The 18,320-nt window shown below is 66.8% G+C and carries 15 protein-coding genes and 1 pseudogene; 10 read left to right on the top strand and 6 right to left on the bottom strand.

The genetic code is table 11. The features are described 5' to 3' along the window. Positions 1–106 precede the first annotated feature (106 nt). Positions 107–511: pseudogene (locus DIE23_RS06675) on the top strand (thioredoxin family protein); the annotation flags it as partial. Positions 512–559: 48 nt separating this feature from the next. Here the strand turns inward: DIE23_RS06675 and DIE23_RS06680 are convergent. Together DIE23_RS06680 and DIE23_RS06685 are read right to left on the bottom strand one after the other, a co-directional pair. After that, a complete protein-coding gene (locus DIE23_RS06680; protein WP_124611388.1) occupies positions 560–811 on the bottom strand; it encodes a DUF4148 domain-containing protein in 252 nt (83 codons plus the stop codon). A gap of 178 nt (positions 812–989) precedes the next feature. Further along, positions 990–2,393 carry a GntP family permease gene (locus DIE23_RS06685; RefSeq protein WP_059680258.1) on the bottom strand — a complete coding sequence of 468 codons (1,404 nt, stop codon included), beginning with the start codon at positions 2,391–2,393 and terminating at the stop codon, positions 990–992. A gap of 326 nt (positions 2,394–2,719) precedes the next feature. On the opposite strand from DIE23_RS06685, the gene DIE23_RS06690 reads away from it, so the two are divergent. The 5 genes from DIE23_RS06690 to DIE23_RS06710 all read left to right on the top strand — a co-directional run bounded on the left by DIE23_RS06690 (position 2,720) and on the right by DIE23_RS06710 (position 8,497). Beyond that, entirely contained in the window at positions 2,720–4,216 is a 1,497-nt protein-coding gene (locus DIE23_RS06690) for a sigma-54-dependent Fis family transcriptional regulator (protein ID WP_124611389.1), read from the top strand. A 66-nt stretch (positions 4,217–4,282) separates the two neighbouring features. Further along, positions 4,283–4,822 (top strand): BON domain-containing protein, encoded by a 540-nt coding sequence (locus tag DIE23_RS06695; protein ID WP_124611390.1) that lies wholly within the window; start codon positions 4,283–4,285, stop codon positions 4,820–4,822. A gap of 62 nt (positions 4,823–4,884) precedes the next feature. Further along, on the top strand, positions 4,885–5,169 hold the full coding sequence (locus DIE23_RS40700; protein WP_311767808.1) for a hypothetical protein: 285 nt from the start codon (positions 4,885–4,887) through the stop codon (positions 5,167–5,169). Positions 5,170–5,272: 103 nt separating this feature from the next. Further along, complete coding sequence (locus DIE23_RS06705) at positions 5,273–5,569, top strand: H-NS family nucleoid-associated regulatory protein (RefSeq protein WP_124611391.1); 297 nt, start codon at positions 5,273–5,275, stop codon at positions 5,567–5,569. Positions 5,570–6,139: 570 nt separating this feature from the next. Beyond that, on the top strand, positions 6,140–8,497 hold the full coding sequence (locus DIE23_RS06710; protein WP_124611392.1) for a GNAT family N-acetyltransferase: 2,358 nt from the start codon (positions 6,140–6,142) through the stop codon (positions 8,495–8,497). 678 nt (positions 8,498–9,175) lie between these two features. Here the strand turns inward: DIE23_RS06710 and DIE23_RS06715 are convergent. Both DIE23_RS06715 and DIE23_RS06720 read right to left on the bottom strand, forming a co-directional pair. After that, positions 9,176–9,727: a hypothetical protein gene (locus DIE23_RS06715; RefSeq protein WP_124611393.1), complete on the bottom strand. Its 552-nt coding sequence runs from the start codon at positions 9,725–9,727 to the stop codon at positions 9,176–9,178. A gap of 248 nt (positions 9,728–9,975) precedes the next feature. Further along, positions 9,976–10,800, bottom strand: coding sequence for an IclR family transcriptional regulator (locus tag DIE23_RS06720; RefSeq protein ID WP_185646394.1), 825 nt, complete (start codon positions 10,798–10,800; stop codon positions 9,976–9,978). A 657-nt stretch (positions 10,801–11,457) separates the two neighbouring features. Between DIE23_RS06720 and DIE23_RS06730 the strand changes: the two genes are divergently transcribed. Next, the gene (locus DIE23_RS06730) at positions 11,458–12,306 is read left to right on the top strand and encodes an ureidoglycolate lyase (protein WP_124611394.1); all 849 of its coding nucleotides are present in this window, start codon (positions 11,458–11,460) and stop codon (positions 12,304–12,306) included. A 184-nt stretch (positions 12,307–12,490) separates the two neighbouring features. Here DIE23_RS06730 and DIE23_RS06735 read toward each other — a convergent pair whose 3' ends face one another. Further along, positions 12,491–12,874 carry a VOC family protein gene (locus tag DIE23_RS06735; RefSeq protein WP_124611395.1) on the bottom strand — a complete coding sequence of 128 codons (384 nt, stop codon included), beginning with the start codon at positions 12,872–12,874 and terminating at the stop codon, positions 12,491–12,493. 256 nt (positions 12,875–13,130) lie between these two features. Here DIE23_RS06735 and DIE23_RS06740 point away from each other — a divergent pair, with 256 nt between their 5' ends. Continuing rightward, complete coding sequence (locus DIE23_RS06740; protein ID WP_124611396.1) at positions 13,131–13,778, top strand: ABATE domain-containing protein; 648 nt, start codon at positions 13,131–13,133, stop codon at positions 13,776–13,778. Positions 13,779–13,829: 51 nt separating this feature from the next. Here the strand turns inward: DIE23_RS06740 and prpR are convergent, their stop codons facing one another. Continuing rightward, entirely contained in the window at positions 13,830–15,812 is a 1,983-nt protein-coding gene (gene prpR, locus DIE23_RS06745) for a propionate catabolism operon regulatory protein PrpR (RefSeq protein WP_124611397.1), read from the bottom strand. A gap of 170 nt (positions 15,813–15,982) precedes the next feature. On the opposite strand from prpR, the gene prpB reads away from it, so the two are divergent. Both prpB and prpC read left to right on the top strand, forming a co-directional pair. Continuing rightward, positions 15,983–16,876, top strand: a complete 894-nt coding sequence (gene prpB / locus DIE23_RS06750) for a methylisocitrate lyase (RefSeq protein WP_124611398.1) — start codon at positions 15,983–15,985, stop codon at positions 16,874–16,876. A gap of 251 nt (positions 16,877–17,127) precedes the next feature. Continuing rightward, positions 17,128–18,300 (top strand): 2-methylcitrate synthase, encoded by a 1,173-nt coding sequence (prpC, locus tag DIE23_RS06755; protein WP_124611399.1) that lies wholly within the window; start codon positions 17,128–17,130, stop codon positions 18,298–18,300. Positions 18,301–18,320: the final 20 nt, after the last annotated feature.

An 18,320-nucleotide genomic window follows, 5' to 3' on the forward strand; every position in this document is an offset into this window, starting at 1 on the left:
TGTCGAGCATGATCGAGATACCAACGCTGCTGTGAACATTCTCCGATGCGGACGTGCATCGCCAGGTGTGGGAATCCACCGTCTTTAGGCGGTGGAGGACGTCAAGTCCGGACCGGCCGCGAATGCGAAGGCGCGCGGCGACAAGGCCGCGGCGCTCGACTGGTACCGGAAGGCGTACGACGCGGCGAGCGGACCGGCCACGAAGTTGCGCTGGGGGGCGACCTATTTCGCGAATGCGGTCGCGCTGGCGCCGGACGATTCGGCGCGGATCGAAGCGATCGCCGCGAGCGTGCTCGCGCAGGCCGGCAAGACCAAGGATGCGTTTTATGGGGCGAACCTGCGCGCGCTGACCAAGGTCGTCACGCAATTGAATCGCTGGCGCGGCGGCGGCGCGCACGATGCGTCGGTCAGGTCGGTCGTGAAGCAGTTCGACGGAGTGTGCGCGAAGCTGCCTGCGGGCGATCCGCAGGCAGCGGCATGCGCGAAACTGATCGAGCCGGTGAAGGCGTGACGGCAGGCGAGGGTGCGGTCGGGCGGGGCGGCCGCATCGTGACTGCGATTACTGGCCCGATTCCGGCGCCGCGCCGCGCGTACTGCCAGCCCCGGTGCTCTGCTGGCGGGCGATCTTCGCTTCTGCGGAAACGATGCTGGCCGGGTAGAACCAGTCGCTCGACTGGAAGCCGGCCTGCTTGAGCGCCTTCACTTCGGCGTGGACCTGCGCGCGCGTGAGCGGCGGGTTCGACTGCGCTAGCGCGGCGAGCGGGGCGGATACGGCCAGGGTAATGGCAACTGCGTGAATCAGGCGCTTCATGATCGTGACCTCCATGTTTCCGACTGGGCGACCGGCCTTCGCTCGACGAAGCGGCAGCGGTTGAAAACAGTGTAGGCCCGGCCGCACGCGGGAAAAACGCGATCGCTCCCAACGCAGTGTTCTGCTGCCGGAAACAATGGATCGGGGCGGCATGTGGAATGCCGCCCGATCCGGAGGCTTACACGAGGCCGGTCGTATAGTACACGGCGATCACGAAGAACACCGCGAGCGTCTTGATCACGGTGACGGCGAAGATGTCGCGATACGACTCGCGGTGCGTGAGGCCCGTGACCGCGAGCAGCGTGATGACCGCGCCGTTGTGCGGCAGCGTGTCCATGCCGCCGCTGGCCATCGCGACGACCCGGTGCAGCACGTCCATCGGAATGTTGGCTGCCTGCGCGCCCTTGATGAACAGGTCCGACATCGCGGCGAGCGCGATGCTCATGCCGCCTGACGCCGAACCGGTGATGCCGGCGAGCGAGCTGACCGACACGGCCGCGTTCACCAGCGGGTTCGGAATGCTCTTCAGCGCGTCGCTGACGACGAGGAAGCCCGGCAGCGCGGCGATCACGCCGCCGAAACCGTATTCCGAAGCGGTATTCATCGCGGCGAGCAGCGCACCGCCGACGGCGGCCTTCGAACCGGCCGCGAAGCGGTCGCTGACGCGCTTGAACGCGGTCAGGACGACCAGCACGATGCCGAGCAGCAGCGCGGCCTCGACCGACCAGATCGCGACGACGGTCTTGATCGACGTCGTGACCGGCGTGTGCACGCCGGGCAGCACGTCCGGCGCGACCGTGTACGACGCGGCGCCGTACCACTGCGGGATCAGCTTCGTGAACGTGAAGTTCGATGCGCCGACGAGGATCAGCGGCAGGATCGCCAGCGCCGGATGCGGCAGTGCCGTCGCTTCGACGCGTTCCGGTTCGTTGACGAGCGACGTGCCGTAGCCTTCGCCCTTCGCCATCGCCGAACGGCGGCGCCATTCCAGGTACGAGAGGCCGACGACGATGATGAACAGCGAACCGATCGTGCCAAGCGCGGGTGCGGCCCAGGCGGTCGTCTTGAAGAACGTGGTCGGGATGATGTTCTGGATCTGCGGCGTGCCGGGCAGCGAATCCATCGTGAACGAGAACGCGCCGAGCGCGATCGCGCCGGGCATCAGCCGCTTCGGAATGTTGCTCTGGCGATAGAGTTCGGCCGCGAACGGATACACCGCGAACACCACGACGAACAGCGACACCCCGCCATAGGTGAGCAGCGCGCACACCGCGACGATCACCGCATTCGCACGCGAGCGGCCGATGTAGCGGATCGCGGCATGGACGATCGACTCGGAGAACCCGGACAGTTCGATCACCTTGCCGAACACGGCGCCGAGCATGAATACCGGGAAATACAGTTTGACGAAGCCGACCATCTTCTCCATGAAGATGCCGGAGAAGACCGGTGCGACGGCGGCGGGTTCGATCAGCAGGACCGCGCCGAGCGCGGCGATCGGCGCGAACAGGATCACGCTGTAGCCGCGATACGCGGCGAACATCAGGAACGCCAGCGCGGCGAGGACGATCACGAAAGACAAGGGAGTCTCCTAATGGCTTGGAATGGCTTTGGTTGTTGTTCGATCGCGGAACGCGCCGCGGACCGGCTCAGGTTCGTGCAGGTTTCGTGCCATCGGCCGGATTGCGCCGCCGGACATGGTTCCGGCGCAGGCCGGCGGGCCCGCGCCGGCCAATGTCTGAAGATTCTACATAAATCGTCTCCAATCGGAGACGATTCGGCCGTCAGGACAGCCCATTGAATCGGGCAGGGCTTTCCCGGACAAGGCATTCCGGCATGTCTCCAAAGTGAGATACTGCGTCTCGTTCCGGAGACATCCGGCCAAGCATACGCGGAGACGACGACACGATGATGAACGACTGGGTCCGCCTGCCCGTCAATTACGGCGACGTGCTGCGGCGCGCCGCCGAGTCGCTGTTTCGGACCTTCGAGGATTCGAGTGCGGGCACGGTGGTCGTCGATCGCGACGCGCGCGTCGTGTGGATGAACGAGCGTTATGCGGCGCGCTTTGGGTTTGCCGATCCGCAGCAGGCGGTTGGCCTTGACTGCGAGGCGGTGATTCCGAACAGCCTGATGCGCGAGGTCGTGTCGACCGGACAGCCGATCCTGCTCGACATCATGGAGACGGGCCGCGAGCCGCTCGTGGTCACGCGCCTGCCGTTGAAGAACGAGGCGGGCGAGACGGTCGGCGCGATCGGCTTCGCGCTGTTCGACCAGTTGAAGACGCTCACACCGATCTTTTCCCGTTACGCGCAGCTTCAGCAGCAGCTGATCGCGACACAGCGTTCGCTCGCGCAGGCGCGCCGTGCGAAATACACGTTCGCGAGTTTCGTCGGCACGAGTGCCGCAAGCCTCGAAACCAAGCGGCAGGCGCGGCGCGCCGCACAGGTCGATTCGCCGGTGCTGCTGCTCGGCGAGACGGGCACCGGCAAGGAGCTGCTCGCACATGCGATCCACGCAGCGTCGGCGCGCGCGCTCCAGCCGCTCGTGACCGTCAACGTCGCCGCAATTCCCGACACGCTGCTCGAAACCGAATTCTTTGGCGCGGCGCCGGGTGCGTATACCGGTGCCGATCGCAAGGGACGCGTCGGCAAGTTCGAGCTGGCCGACCGCGGCACGCTGTTTCTCGACGAGATCGGTGACATGCCGCTGCCACTGCAGGGCAAGCTGCTGCGCGTGCTGCAGGACAAGGAGTTCGAACCGGTCGGCTCGAACCGGATCGTGCGCGCCGACGTGCGGATCATCGCCGCGACGTCGGCCGACCTGCCCGCGCTGGTCGAGGCCGGCCGCTTTCGCGCGGATCTCTATTACCGGCTCAATGTGCTGACGATTCACGCGCCGCCCTTGCGCGAGCGCGCGTCCGACATCGCGACGCTCGTCTACGCGACGCTCGAGGAGCTGGCCGCGCAGCACGGCCGTGCCGCGCACTGCGAACTGACCGACGACGCGCTGCGGATGCTGTGCGCGTACCCGTGGCCAGGCAATGTGCGCGAACTGCGCAACACGCTCGAGCGTGCGCTGATGCTGTCGGATCGCTCGGTGATCGATGCGGGGGCGCTCGCGCCGTTCCTCGGGCCGGTGCGCATGGCGCCGGACAGCGTGCCGGCGGGCACGCGGCCTGCTCCGTCGCCGGTCGGCCGGGACGCGGGCGACGCATCGGATACATCGGGTGCATCTGGTGCGGCGGTCGTTTCGTATGCCGATGCATTGGCTGCGTGGGAGCGCCAGTTCCTGATCGATGCGCTTGCGGTTTGCGACGGGAAGGTGGTGGAAGCGGCCGCACGCATCGGCATCGGTCGGGCGACGCTCTACAAGAAACTGACGGCGCTCGGGATCGACCGGTAGCAAGCGGCCGCGGATGCGCCCGGACATGAGGAACGGCACCGGTGAAGTGCCCGACAGGAGACAACGATGAAGCGAATCGGCATTGCCGGATGGCTGGCCGTACTGGTGGCGACGTCCTCGTTCGCGCAGACGGGTGACGCGGACGCGCCTGCGGTCCGGCGCAACTGGTACAACGATCCGTTCGTCGCGCTGTCGCAGGGCTTCGCCGGATGCCCGCTGCCGCTCGGCCCTTGGATGACGCGCGCCGAGATGGAAGACGATGCGCATTACCGCGTCGAGCGCGGGACCACCTGCTGGCTCGCCCATCGCTGCACGAAACCGAATTCCTATATGTATGACGCGCCGATCGCCGACGCGGCAAAAGCGCATTTCGCGGGCACCGATCGTCTGCAGGGCACGAGCCTGTGGATCACCGTGCAGCGGCGCTTCATCTATGTCGAAGGGTGTACCGATCCGGGATTCGATCGCCAGGCGCTGGCGCGCGAACTCGGCGCGCTTCCCGACGTCGAGCAGGTGTTCGTTCGCATCACCGACGATCCGCACCGGGCCGTGCCGTACAAGACGCGCGGACGGCCCGACCGGACGCCGGACCGAGCGCGGGACTGAACGTGTGACAACAGTGCGTGGCATACTCGCGAAATTCAAAAAATCGGTTGACGGAAAGAACAATGAATCACATGCTTGCGTCGGTCTGTCGGTGGCCTCGAATGCATTGGCGTCGGGCCGGATTGTTGGCCCTGGTTGCTGGGCTCGGCGGGTGCGGCGGCGGGGCGCCTCTATTCACTTCGGACGGGCGCCCGACTACGCAGGTGCAGTGCACCGGCAGCGGCTGGAGCAATTGCACGGACAATGCCCGAGCCATCTGCAATGGGGAATTCGACGTCCTCCAGCAATCGACCGATGACGCCGTGCGAAATCTTCTTTTCGCATGCAAGAAGAAAAGCGGTTATTGATCCCGACATGACTCGATGAGGAGACCATAATCGGATGTAGCGCTTTTCTATTCGCTTGGAGTCGGCTATTTTTCATGAATAACACTCACGGAGTCCCATCCATATGGCGACCTACAGGCAACTGACAGCGCAGCTCGAAAGACTTCAGCAAAAGATCGACAAGGAACGCGAAAAGGCGATTGCCGACGCGATTGCCGCCATTCGGGCGAAAATCGAGGAATTCGACATTACGGCGGAAGAGCTCGGTTTCCGGCAGATCGGCACCGCTGCCGCGGCGAAACCGAAGCGTCCGTTGCCGCCGAAGTACCTGAACCCGAAGACGGGCGAAACGTGGAGTGGCCGCGGGCGTGCGCCGGCATGGCTCGGCAAGAACCGCGCGCGTTTCCTGATCAAGGACTGAATCCCGAAAATCCTCACCTTTCGTGCGCTGCTGACGGTGCGAACGGCCATGCGGCCGTCGCACCGTTTTGTTTTTGGGCGGCGGCAGCGTGACTCGAAACCGCGAATCGAACGCCAATGCCGCGCGATTAACGGAACCCGTTTTGCGAATTCGCCGCGATTCGACCGGATATCGCCGCGAATTCCGGTAAACAACCCCGCAATTGCGCGGCATGCGTGCATTGGCACTTTCGATCGTCGCGGTGCTGACGTACCGCCGATTGCCATCACCTCTCGCGCATGGATGCACTGCGCCGTGCAATTCCCGAACTTGCTCACCATGGTTCCCGTAAATCCTCACCTTTGAAGTGGCGACCCGATGGCCGCATCGTGTCGCCTTCGCCCGTTGCGTCGTGCAAAGGCGTCGGTTACCGGCCCATGTTGCGGCGATTGATGCGCGTCGCACAGTCGGCCATTCGGCATATAGGCAGCCGCATCGGCTTCGCCTATGCTTGGAGTTCGCGTCGACCGGCACATGGCCATCTGGCCCGTGTGCCGGTCGGATCGTCTTTCGTTACCGTAGGGAGCCGCTGTGACAGTCCGCCATCTCGATGCGTTGTTCCAGCCCAGGTCCGTTGCAGTCGTCGGTGCATCGTCGCGCGCGGGCAGTATCGGTGCGATGGTGTGGGCGCGTGTGCTCGACGGCGCGTTCGAGGGGCCTGTATGGCCGGTCAATCCGAAGTATCGCGAACTGGACGGGCACGCGGTCGTGGCCGATGTCGACCGGCTGCCCGCGCCGCCATCGGTCGCCGTGATCTGCACGCCGCCTGCCACGTGGGCCGGCATCGTGCGCAAGCTCGGCGAGATCGGCACGCGCGTCGCGGTGATCGTCGGTGAGGCGCGTACCGACGCCGATCGCGCCGCGCTCGATCGCACGCTCAAGGCCGCGAAGCCGTTCGTGCTCCGTATCGTCGGGCCCGGCAGTCTCGGCGTGCTGTCGCCCGCGCGGCATGCGCATTTCGGCGCGCCGGCCTATACGGCACGATCGGGCGGCGTCGCGTGGGTGTCGCAATCGAACGCGCTGACGAACGCGGTACTCGGCTGGGCCGATGCGCGAGGCCTCGGCTTTTCGCATGTCGTCGCGCTGGGCAGCGAGGCCGACGTCGACGCGGGCGACGTGCTCGACTACCTCGCCAGCGATCCCGGCACGCGCGCGATCCTGCTCGAGCTCGACACCGTGTGCGCCGCGCGCAAGTTCATGTCGGCGGCGCGTGCGGCGGCGCGCAACAAGCCGGTGCTCGCGCTGCGCACCGGGCGCGCCGATCCCGGCGATGCGCTTTACACGGCGGCGTTCCAGCGCGCGGGGATGGTGCGTGTCGATGCACTCGACGATCTGCTCGACGAGATCGAGACGCTCGGCGTCGGGCGCGTCACCGCGCGTGGCGCGGCGACGCTCGTGACGAGCGACGCGGGCGTCGCGAAACTCGCGGTCGATGCGGTCGCGGAGGTGCGCGACGTGCTGGCCGACTGGCCGGCGGCGGCAACGTCGGCGGTCGCTGCCGCGCTGCCGCATCTCGCCGCGCCCGGCAATCCGTTGACGCTCGGCGACGATGCGCGTCCCGAGCATTTCGGCACCGCCATCAAGGCGCTCGCGCCGTTTCCGCCAACGGGCACGCTGTTCGTCGTGCATTCGACGTCCCACAGTGCGCCGGCCGACGCGGTCGCGCGCACGCTGATCGAATCGCGGCAGTATGCATACCGCGGCATCCTCGCGTGTTTTTTCGGTGCGGTCGACGCGGCGACGCGCGACGCACTGCATGCGAACGGCATCCCGGTGCACACCACGCCGCAGCGGCTTGCGCGCGCATACGCACGGCTCGTCGACTACAACCTCGGGCGGCAGTTGCTGATGCAGACGCCCGAGGGCACGCCGCCGCAGCCGGCAGAGTGCGTTGCGTCCGCGCAGGCCGAGGCCCGACGGATGGTCGAGGCCGGCGAGCATGAACTGGCCGGCGAAGCGGCGTTGCAGTGGCTGTCTCACTTCAGCCTGCATGGCGAGCCGGCCGATGCGTCGACCGGCGCCAGAGTCGTCGACGTCACGGTCGACATGTACGACGATTCGAACTTCGGCCCGGTATTCCGTTATGCGGTGCCGCCGGCGGACGGCGTATCGGCGCCGTTCGTCGTGTACGGGCTGCCGCCGCTGAATACCGTGCTCGCCCGCGCGGTGATGGAGCGCTCGCCGTATGCGCGCCGCACGCCCGTCGAACCCACGCTCGATGCGTTGACTGCACTGTCGCAAGTCGTTTGTGACGTGCGCGAAGTCGTCGCGATGTCGGTCACGCTGCGCGTGGTGTCCGACCGGGCATACGTGGTCGCGCCGCGCATCACGCTGGCGGCCGGGCGCAGCCGGCTCGCGATCATGCCGTATCCGCGCCATCTCGAGCAGACGCTCGAATGGCGCGGCGAGACCGTGACGATCCGTCCGATCCGTCCGGAGGACGAGGAGGCGCATAACGAGTTGCTTGGCGCGATGACGCCGGACGATCTGCGGATGCGTTTTTTCGGCGCGGTGCGCAGCTTCGATCATTCGCAAGTCGCACGCATGACGCAGATCGACTACGACCGCGAGATGGCCTTCATCGTGTCGTTCACCGACATGTCGGGCCGGTCGCACACACTCGCGGTGGCGCGCGCGGTTGCGGATCCCGACAACGAGACGGCGGAGTTCGCGATCGCCGTGCGGCCCGATCAGAAGGGCAAGGGGCTCGGGCGGCTGATGATGACCCGCCTCATCGACTACGCGCGATCGCGCGGCACCGCATGGATGATCGGCGAGGCGCTGCGCGAGAACACCGCGATGATCGCGCTGGCGAAATCGTGCGGTTTCGAGGTGTCGACGACGGAGGAACCCGGCGTGGTGGGGTTCAGGATGAAGCTGCAATCGTAATCGCGTAGGCGGGCGTGCGCAGGCGCAGGTATCGTGCACGGTCGATACGGAACACGATGTCGGTGATGTACAGTAACGACCGAGCGAAATCGCCGTAGTTCGGAATGCAGATCGTTCGGCTTGTTCGCTCGAATACGCGGATCGGTACGACGCTCGCTCCGTGACCGGCGGGGAACGGCGAACGCGTCGAGTCACGGCATCCGCGGCGGGCGTATGGCATGGACCGATGACCGCCGCGTACCGCGGATTCCGGTGCCAGGGTCGAGCGCACTGCCCCACACATTTCGCATCCGCGGCATCTGAAACGGAACAAAGGTGAGACTTTTCAGGGGCCGTGAGTGAGCTTTTCCGGGAGCGGTCGGGTGAGCCGATACGGGAGCACTCGGTGAGCCTTCGCGGGAACTGCCGGTGAGCCCTTGCGGGAAGCCCCGGTGAGCCTTTTCGGGAAAGGGCGGTGAGCGTCTGCGGGAGGCGTCGGTGAGGATGTTCGGGAGGGGTCGATGAGCGTCTCCGGGCGCCTCAGGTGAGCTTTTACGGGATGCTCGGGTGAGCGCTTACGGGACGCTTCGGTGAGACTTTTCGGGAGCCTGATGACGCAGTGCTCCGGCTGGCGCGGCGCCGGCCACTGCCGGCGTCCGCGCCGATGCGGGCACGCATGAACCGTGCCCGTGACAGCGCTTACGCAGCGAGTTTCGACGCTGCTTCGTTCACCTGGTCGCGCGAAATCGCGAGTTCTTCGAGGTGCGCGTCTGCATAGACACCGCCGGTTTCGCGCTCGAGGCGGGCGATCGTCAGCGCGCAACGCGCGGTGTCCTTCGGCATCGCGATGAAGCGCTTGACCGATTCGCCGGACGTGAATGCGTCGAACAGCGCGCCGCGCACGTCGTCCGGAAGCGTCTTGGTCCATTGGTACGGCTTGCCGTTGAACGTGATCGATGGCGGCAGCGTGCGTTCCTTCTTGGTGGCCGTGATGAGGCCGTAGGTGCGCGCGGCGTCGCCGATCTGCTCGGGCGAGAAGAGTTCGTCGGGCGTGATGTCGAACTGCTCGATGTAGTTCTCGATCGCCAGCATCGCCGCGGCACGGTCGTCGCGCTTCTGCTGCGCGCGCGCGACGATGTCGCGCAGCTCGTCCGCTTCCTCGGGCGTGATCGTGAAGCTCGCCTGCTTCTGCTGAAGTTCGGAGAAACGCTGGAATTCTTGATCGTTCAGAAGTTTGGCCATGACATCCATCGGATACGACGGCCGCGACAGCCGGCCGCCGTAGTTTTTGAGAGGGCCGCTATTCTAGCGTAGCGCGGCGTCCGCGCATCCGGATACGGTCTGCCGAATGCCGGTACGCGTGCCCGCGCGACCGGCGCGCATCGCATATCGCGTGGGCATCGTCGCGCCCGCCTGCCCGACCCGCCGGCCGAGTGACCGAACGACTGCCGCGCTCGAACGATCGACCGCCTTCAGCGCGGTCGCCCGTTCGGCAACGTTCAGCAAGTGTCCGCGCGGCACATCGACAACTGGCCTGCCGTATCGCGCAGCCCCGTGACGACCACCTCGACGGACGGCGCCATGTGCGCGTCGATCCGGCGCATGTACGGGCAGGTCAGCACCGCGATCGCATGGCCGGCCGGGCCGAGGATCGGCGCGCTCAGGTCGGTGACGCCGTATGCCTGGCGGCTGTCCTGGCGCACGTAGCCGGACTGGCGGATGGACTGGCACGCGTACACGAGTTCCTGCTCGTTGATCGGTGTTTCGCCCTTGACCTTGCGATGCTCGGCCAGCATGTGCGCGCGCTGCTCGGGACCCTGGAACGACAGCATCACGCGCCCCGACGCCGTATCGGCGAGCCCGACGCGCGAGCCGAGCCGCACCGACACGCCCCACGGGCCGGGGCCGTCCACCTGCGCGATCACGAGCAGGTTGCCGCGATCGTAGACGGTCAGATGGCACGACTGTTCGGCCGCATCGGCGAAGCGCTGCATCAGCGGCAAGGCCTCGGCGATCAGCCGGTTCATCGGCGGATGCCGATGCGCGAGCGCGAACAGTTTCAGGCTGAGCGTGTAACGGTCGCCGCCGCTCGAGCGCATCACGTAGCGGCGTGCGACGAGACGTTCGAGCATCCGGTAGATCTCGCTCGCGTTGCGGCCGAGCTCCTTCGTGATTTCGGTGCGGGTGAGTCCTTCCTTTTGTTCCGACAGGAGTTCGAGAATGTCGAGACCCTTGTCGAGCGCGGGTGCGCGATAGCGGTCGGCTGCGCCCATCGACTCCCGTGCGTCGCTGCCGGGGAGCGGGTTGTTGTTCGTTTGCATCATGGGTAGGAAGTCCGGGAATTGCCAATCGGTGGGCGACGCACGCTGGCCGGTTTTGCACGCGGATTCGTGAAGCCGCACGCGGATGTGACTGCCATCCGGGCGAGCTTAACAACAAACGTTCAGTGTGCAATGCAGCGTCTTTTTGCCGATCGTTACCCAGCAAGAACGGATTACGTGCCGTTCCCGATGACAGGGTCATAAGAAATATTCGAAACTCATCTTTCGGTATCGAAGGACGCCGGCATTTGGCGTAAAGCCGGCTACGTCCGCAGGTCGAATGCTGCGGTGCAACCTCCGCAGGCGCACCAATAGTCGGTATCCGTCGCGCGCCATTTCACGGCGGGCCGCCGATGGTACAAAGAGCGGCGGGCCAGCGACGGCGCGGCCGCGCGTGAAGTCGGCCGGCACAGGCCGGCACATGTCGCGGATGCCGGGCCGTCGTCGCCGATGCGCAGACCGGCGGCCGCCCGTTCGATGCGTGTCGCACGTCGGTGCGGCGCCGCGATCGCTGCGCCTGCGCGAGCCTCGCGTGTCGATTGGCCTGCCGGACACGGCGCCGACGCGCGTCATCGACGATCGGCATTCAGTCCGGCGCGTGGCCGTCAGCGGCCGCGTCGGCCGGTATCCTGTCACATTCGACAACAGAGGTTAAGCACGATGAAACTGCTTCGCTATGGCCCGACCGGCCAGGAAAAGCCCGGTATTCTCGACGCGGACGGCCGGATTCGCGACCTGTCCGCGCACGTGCCGGATCTTGCCGGCGACGCGCTGTCCGACGCCGGTCTCGCGCGCCTGCGCGCGATCGACCCGGCCACGCTGCCGCTCGTCCCCGGCGAGCCGCGCATCGGCGCGTGCGTCGGGCGTGTCGGCAAGTTCATCGGCATCGGTCTGAACTATGCCGATCACGCAGCCGAAGCCGGCATGCCAGTGCCGAAGGAGCCCGTGGTGTTCGGCAAGTGGACGAGTTCGATCTGCGGCCCGAACGACGGCATCGACATCCCGAAGGGTTCCGTGAAGACGGACTGGGAGGTCGAGCTGGGTGTCGTGATCGGCGCGGCGTGCAAGGACGTCGACGAAGCACGTGCGCTGGATTACGTCGCCGGCTACTGCGTCGTCAACGACGTGTCCGAACGCGAGTGGCAGATCGAGCGCGGCGGCCAGTGGGACAAGGGCAAGGGCTTCGACACGTTCGGCCCGATCGGCCCGTGGCTCGTCACGCGCGACGAGGTGCCCGATCCGCAGCGCCTCGACCTGTGGCTCGAGATCGACGGCCATCGCTATCAGAACGGCAACACGCACACGATGGTGTTCACCGTCGCGCAACTGATCGCTTATCTGTCGACCTGCATGACGCTGCAACCGGGCGACGTGATCACGACCGGCACGCCGCCGGGCGTCGGGATGGGCATCAAGCCGTCGCCGGTGTTCCTGAAGGCCGGCCAGACGGTGCGCCTCGGGATCGAGGGGCTCGGCGAGCAGCTGCAGAGCACGCGCGACGCGCAGTAAGCGGTTGCGGGGCGCGGGCGCAATCAATCAACCCGGCTGCGTCGCACGGCCCGCCGCCCGATCACGAGCGTGATTGCCCGCGGCGACCGCCGCGAACCGAATACCGATCCAGCAATGACAAGGGCCCGATTCCGCGTGATGCGGAATCGGGCCCTTGTCGTTCACCCGGTCCGTACGAACCGGATCAGACGACGTTATCCAGCTCGCAATGGGCTTCGAGCCGATACCCGTCGGGGTCGACGACGAACGCCGCGTAATAGCCGGGGCCGTAGTGCTCGCGCTTGCCCGGCCCGCCGTTGTCCTGCCCGCCGTGCTGCAGCGCGGCGCGATAGAACGCATCGACTTCCACCGGCGATGCTGCGCGGAACGACACGTGCAACCCTGAATCGGGATCCGCGGGGACCGGACGCGCCGCGTGCTGCAACCACAGCACTGGTTCGGTGGTGCCGTAGCCGAGGGATCCGTCGTCGCTGTGCAGCCGCTTGTAGCCAAGCGCGCCGAGCGTGCTGTCGTAGAACGCGCGGCTGCGGTCGATGTGGGCAACGCCGAACGAAAGGTGATCGATCATCTGTGGCTCCTTGAACTGAAGGGTGGACGTCAGTGCAGCAAACCTGTTTACAACCACCAGGCCAGCCGCTTGTAGCGAAGCGTGCCAAGCGTGCTGTCATAGAACGCGCGGCTGCGGCCGGTGTGGACAACGTCGTACGAAAAACGATCGATCATCTGTGGCTCCTTGAACTGAAGAGGGGACATCAGAACAGCAAACCCGTTTTTAACCACCATGCCGGTTATGTTAGAAAGCGTCCGGACGCTTGTCAACCGGCATGGTGGTTAGATACGATCGTGTCATGAGCAAAACGCAACCTTCCGTCACGACGGACTGCCTGGTTCCCGCGCCGTCCGAAACGTTGAGCATCGATTTCGCGAACACGCTGTACTGGCGCGGCGCCGACACGCCGACCGAAACCTTCGGCACGCTGGACGACCTGTTCGTGTGGTGCCGTGAGCAGGCACGCGTGCCGGCCGGCCTGGCCGACGCGTGTCGCGTACAAGAGAAGGAGAAGGGGGGCGAGCCGGCGATGCTGGCGCGTGCGCTCGCGTTGCGCGAGGCGTTGTATCGGCTCTTTCATGCGCAGGCCGAGCTGCGCGAGCCGCAAGCCGACGATCTCGCGCTGCTGGGCGGCTTTCTGGCGGAAGCGGCGCCGCGCGTCGCGCTCGCACGGATCGATGGCGGCTATGCGTGGCGGATCGGGGACGCGGGCGCGACGCTCGCGGGGCTGCTGAGCCCGGTGCTGTGGTCGGCGACCGACCTGCTGGGCGGCGCGCGGCTCGCGAAGGTCAAGCGCTGCGCGAACGACGCATGCCAGTGGCTGTTCATCGACGACAGCAAGAACGGCAGCCGCCGCTGGTGCTCGATGTCGTCGTGCGGGAATCGCGCGAAGGCGTACCGCCACTATCACAAGGCCGATTGACGGCGGCGCGCGTCCGGCGCGTCATTCCTGCCGCGTCCATCCCGCCCGAACCTATTTCGCCGACAGCTTCCGCCACAGCGTCGTTTTGCTGATGCCAAGCATCGCGCACGCGCGATCGCGATCGCCGCCGCACGCGTCGAGCACCGCGCGGATCTCGTCGGCTTCCGCTCGGCGGCGGCGCGCGTGGAGCGTCTGCGCGTCGTCGGCGTCGGCCGGATCGGGCGGCGCCGTGAACAACTCGGGTGCGATCGCCTGCAGCGCATCGGGCGCGAGCGCCGCGCATGCGGCACCCGGATCGTGCTCGTCGACGTCCTCGGCCAGCTCCACCGCGATCCGCTCGACCACGTTCTGCAGTTCCCGCACGTTGCCGGGCCAGCGGTAGCGCGCGAGCGTCGCCTGGGTCGCGTCGAGCACGCGCATCGCATCGTCGACCTCGCGCACGCGATCGGCCAGCCGCTGCTCGCGCCGCGCGGCCTGCACGAGCAGCGTGGCCGCGAGCGCCGGAATGTCGGCGGCGCGCTCGCGCAGCGGCGGCAGTCCGACGTTCAGGATGTTGAGCCGGTAATACAGGTCCGCGCGGAACGTGCCGGCTTCGACGGCCGCGAGCAGCGGCCGGTGTGTCGCGGCGATCACGCGCACGTCGATGCGGATCGGCTCGGTCGAGCCGAGGCGGATCACCTCGCGCTCCTGCAGCACGCGCAGCAGCCGGCTTTGCAGCGACGGCGGCATTTCGCCGATCTCGTCGAGAAACAGCGTGCCGCGGTGCGCGGCCTCGAACAGCCCGGTCTTGCCGCCGCGCCGCGCGCCGGTGAACGCGCCTTCCTCGTAACCGAACAGCTCGCTCTCGAGCAGCGCCTCCGGAAACGCACCGCAGTTGATCGCGACGAACGGATAGCTGCGCCGCACGGACAGCGCGTGCAGGCTCTGCGCGATCATCTCCTTGCCGGTGCCGCTTTCGCCGAGCACGAGCACGGTCGCGTCGGATTTCGCGTAGCGGCGCACGAGATCGCGCACGCGGGTCATCGGCGCGGAGCTGCCGACCACGTCGTCGAGTGCATAGCGCGCCGCGAACTGCTGCGTGTTCGGCTGCGAGCGCAGCGCGCGGTCGAGCCGTTCGACCGCGCGCGATTCCTGGAACGTCAGCACGCTGCCCGACGTGACGCCGCGATCGACGAGCGGCCCGCGATGCACGACGTAGCGCACGCCGCGCACGGTCGCGAGCGCGTCGCCGTCCTCGCCGCGCAGCGTGCGCAGTTCCGGGCGCAGGTCGACGAGCGCGCGGCCGACGGCCGCCGCGGGTTCGACCCCGAGCGCCGACGCGAGCCGCTCGTTGATGGCTTCGACGCGGCCGCGCGCATCGAGCGCGACCACGCCGTCGCGCAGGTGCTGCAACAGGTTGTCGAGCCGCTGGCGGCGGAACGCCTCGGCGTGCGTCGCGTATGCGACTTCGAGGGCCGTCTCGACCGCCTTGCGCACCGACGCGTGCGAATACAGGAACACCGCGCCCATGCCGGCGCTCGCCGCGAGATCGGTGACGAGGCCGGGGCCGACGATCGTCTCGATGCCGCGGTCGTGCAGGTCGTGCACGCAGGCTTCCGCTTCCTGCGCGGACTGATATGACGCAAACTGCACGTCGAGGCCGTAGGCGGCGACGAAGCGGCGCACCTCGGGCGGCGTTTCGCCGGCGCTGACGAGCGCGATCCGCGATGCGTCGCGCCGCGCGCGAGCGAGCGCCTGCATCACGTCGAAGCCGGTCGGTGACACGACCACGACCGGCACCTGCGCACGCGTTTTGAGGAAGCCGCCGTTCGAGCCGGCCGCGACGATCACGTCGGGCCGCGCGGTGCCGGCCTCCGCGATCGCGCTTAGCGCGTCTTCGTAGGCCCGCGTGACGATGCGCACGTCGGCGCGTTCGTCGAATTCGCCGGCGATCTCGCGAAACAGGTCGCGCAGGCGGCTGATGCCCATCGCCCAGATGCGTGGGCGCACCGTGCGGTCGGCCGGGCCGACGGGTTTGGTCGAGGAGAGGTCCATGGCGACCGATTATGCGCGCGGGATTTCATTTTTGAAACATGAAATTGCTGAATTGAAATCGCCGGACAATTCATCGCGCGTGCCGGTTGCTTAAGAATCAGTGGGTTAGCGGCGTTTCGCGAGCTGGCCCGGTCCTTGCTGCTGATGGGCATTCCTTCAGGAGGCCGTTCATGAGCAATACGCATCTTCAGAGCGCCGGCGCGAAATTCCGCGCGGCAGTCGCGGCCGAGCAGCCGCTGCAGGTGGTCGGCGCGATCACCGCGTACGCGGCCAAGATGGCGCAGGCCGTCGGCTTCAAGGCCGTCTACCTGTCGGGCGGCGGCGTCGCCGCGAATTCGCTCGGCATCCCCGATCTCGGCATCAGCACGATGGAAGACGTGCTGATCGACGCGAGCCGGATCACCAACGCGACCGACCTGCCGCTGCTCGTCGACATCGATACGGGCTGGGGCGGCGCGTTCAACATCGCGCGCACGGTTCGCTCGTTCATCAAGGCCGGTGTCGCGGCCGTCCACCTCGAGGACCAGGTCGGCCAGAAGCGCTGCGGCCACCGTCCGGGCAAGGAAGTCGTGCCGACCGACGAAATGGTCGATCGCGTGAAGGCCGCGGTCGACGCGCGCACCGACGACCAGTTCGTGATCATGGCCCGCACCGACGCGGCCGCCGCCGAAGGGATCGACGCGGCGATCGAGCGGGCGATCGCGTACGTGGAAGCCGGCGCCGACATGATCTTCCCGGAAGCGATGAAGACGCTCGACGACTATCGTCGCTTCAAGGCCGCCGTGAAGGTGCCGATCCTCGCGAACCTGACCGAGTTCGGTTCGACCCCGCTGTTCACGCTCGATGAACTGCGCGAGGCGAATGTCGACATCGCGTTGTACTGCTGCGGCGCGTATCGCGCGATGAACAAGGCCGCGCTGAATTTCTACGAGACGCTGCGCCGCGACGGCACGCAGAAGGCTGCCGTGCCGACCATGCAGACCCGCGCCGAGCTGTACGACTTCCTCGGTTATCACGCGTACGAGCAGAAGCTCGACGAGCTGTTCGCGCAGGGCAAGAAGTAACGTGCCCGCCCGCCGGGACGCGTGTCCCGGACGCTTTGCATGACCGGCCGAAGCGCTGACGCGCCCGGTCCGGTCGACAGCCTTGCATGGGACCGCACCAAGCGCTGAAGCGCCAAGTGCGGTCGACCGCCTTGCATGGGACCGCACTAAGTGCTGAAGCGCCAAGTGCGGTCGACCGCCTTGCATGGGACCGCACTAAGCGCTGAAGCGCTAAGTGCGGTCGACATAGATACCCATTGGAGAACGGAAACATGAGCGAGACGAAAGACGCAGCAGCACCGGCCGCCGCAGGCGCATTCAAGCCGAAGAAGTCGGTGGCGCTGTCGGGCGTGACGGCCGGCAACACGGCGCTGTGCACGGTCGGCAAGACCGGCAACGACCTGCACTACCGTGGCTACGACATTCTCGACGTCGCCGAATCGTGCGAGTTCGAGGAAATCGCGCACCTGCTCGTGCACGGCACGCTGCCGAACCTGACCGAGCTGGCCGCGTACAAGACCAGGCTGCGCGCGCTGCGCGGCCTGCCGAGCGCGCTGAAGGCCGCGCTCGAGCAGATCCCGGCCTCCGCGCACCCAATGGACGTGATGCGCACCGGCGTGTCGGTGCTCGGCACCGTGCTGCCGGAGAAGGACGATCACAACCTGCCGGGCGCGCGCGACATCGCCGACCGCCTGATGGCGTCGCTCGGCTCGATGCTGCTGTACTGGTATCACTTCTCGCACAACGGCAAGCGCATCGAGACGGAAACCGACGACGACTCGATCGGCGGCCACTTCCTGCACCTGCTGCACGGCAAGACGCCGTCGAAGTCGTGGGTCGACGCGATGCACACGTCGCTGATCCTGTACGCGGAGCACGAGTTCAACGCATCGACGTTCACCGGCCGCGTGATCGCGGGCACGGGCTCGGACATCTACTCGGCGATCACCGGCGCGATCGGCGCGCTGCGCGGGCCGAAGCACGGCGGCGCGAACGAAGTCGCGTATGAAATCCAGAGCCGCTACAGCTCGCCGGACGACGCCGAAGCCGACATCCGCCGCCGCGTCGAGAACAAGGAAGTCGTGATCGGCTTCGGTCACCCGGTGTACACGATCTCCGATCCGCGCAACAAGGTGATCAAGGGCGTCGCGCACAAGCTGTCGAAGGAAGCGGGCGACCTGAAGCTGTACAGCATCGCCGAGCGCCTCGAATCGGTGATGTGGGACGCGAAGAAGATGTTCCCGAACCTCGACTGGTTCAGCGCCGTGTCGTATCACATGATGGGCGTGCCGACCGCGATGTTCACGCCGCTGTTCGTGATCTCGCGCACGTCCGGCTGGAGCGCGCACATCATCGAACAGCGCGTCGACAACAAGATCATCCGCCCGAGCGCGAACTACACCGGTCCGGAAGACCTGCAGTTCGTGCCGATCGAGAAGCGCTGATCGCCCCGCCGCGCGCGCCG

The sequence above is a fragment of the Burkholderia sp. Bp9143 genome (assembly GCF_003853645.1).
Classification (GTDB): Bacteria; Pseudomonadota; Gammaproteobacteria; order Burkholderiales; family Burkholderiaceae; genus Burkholderia.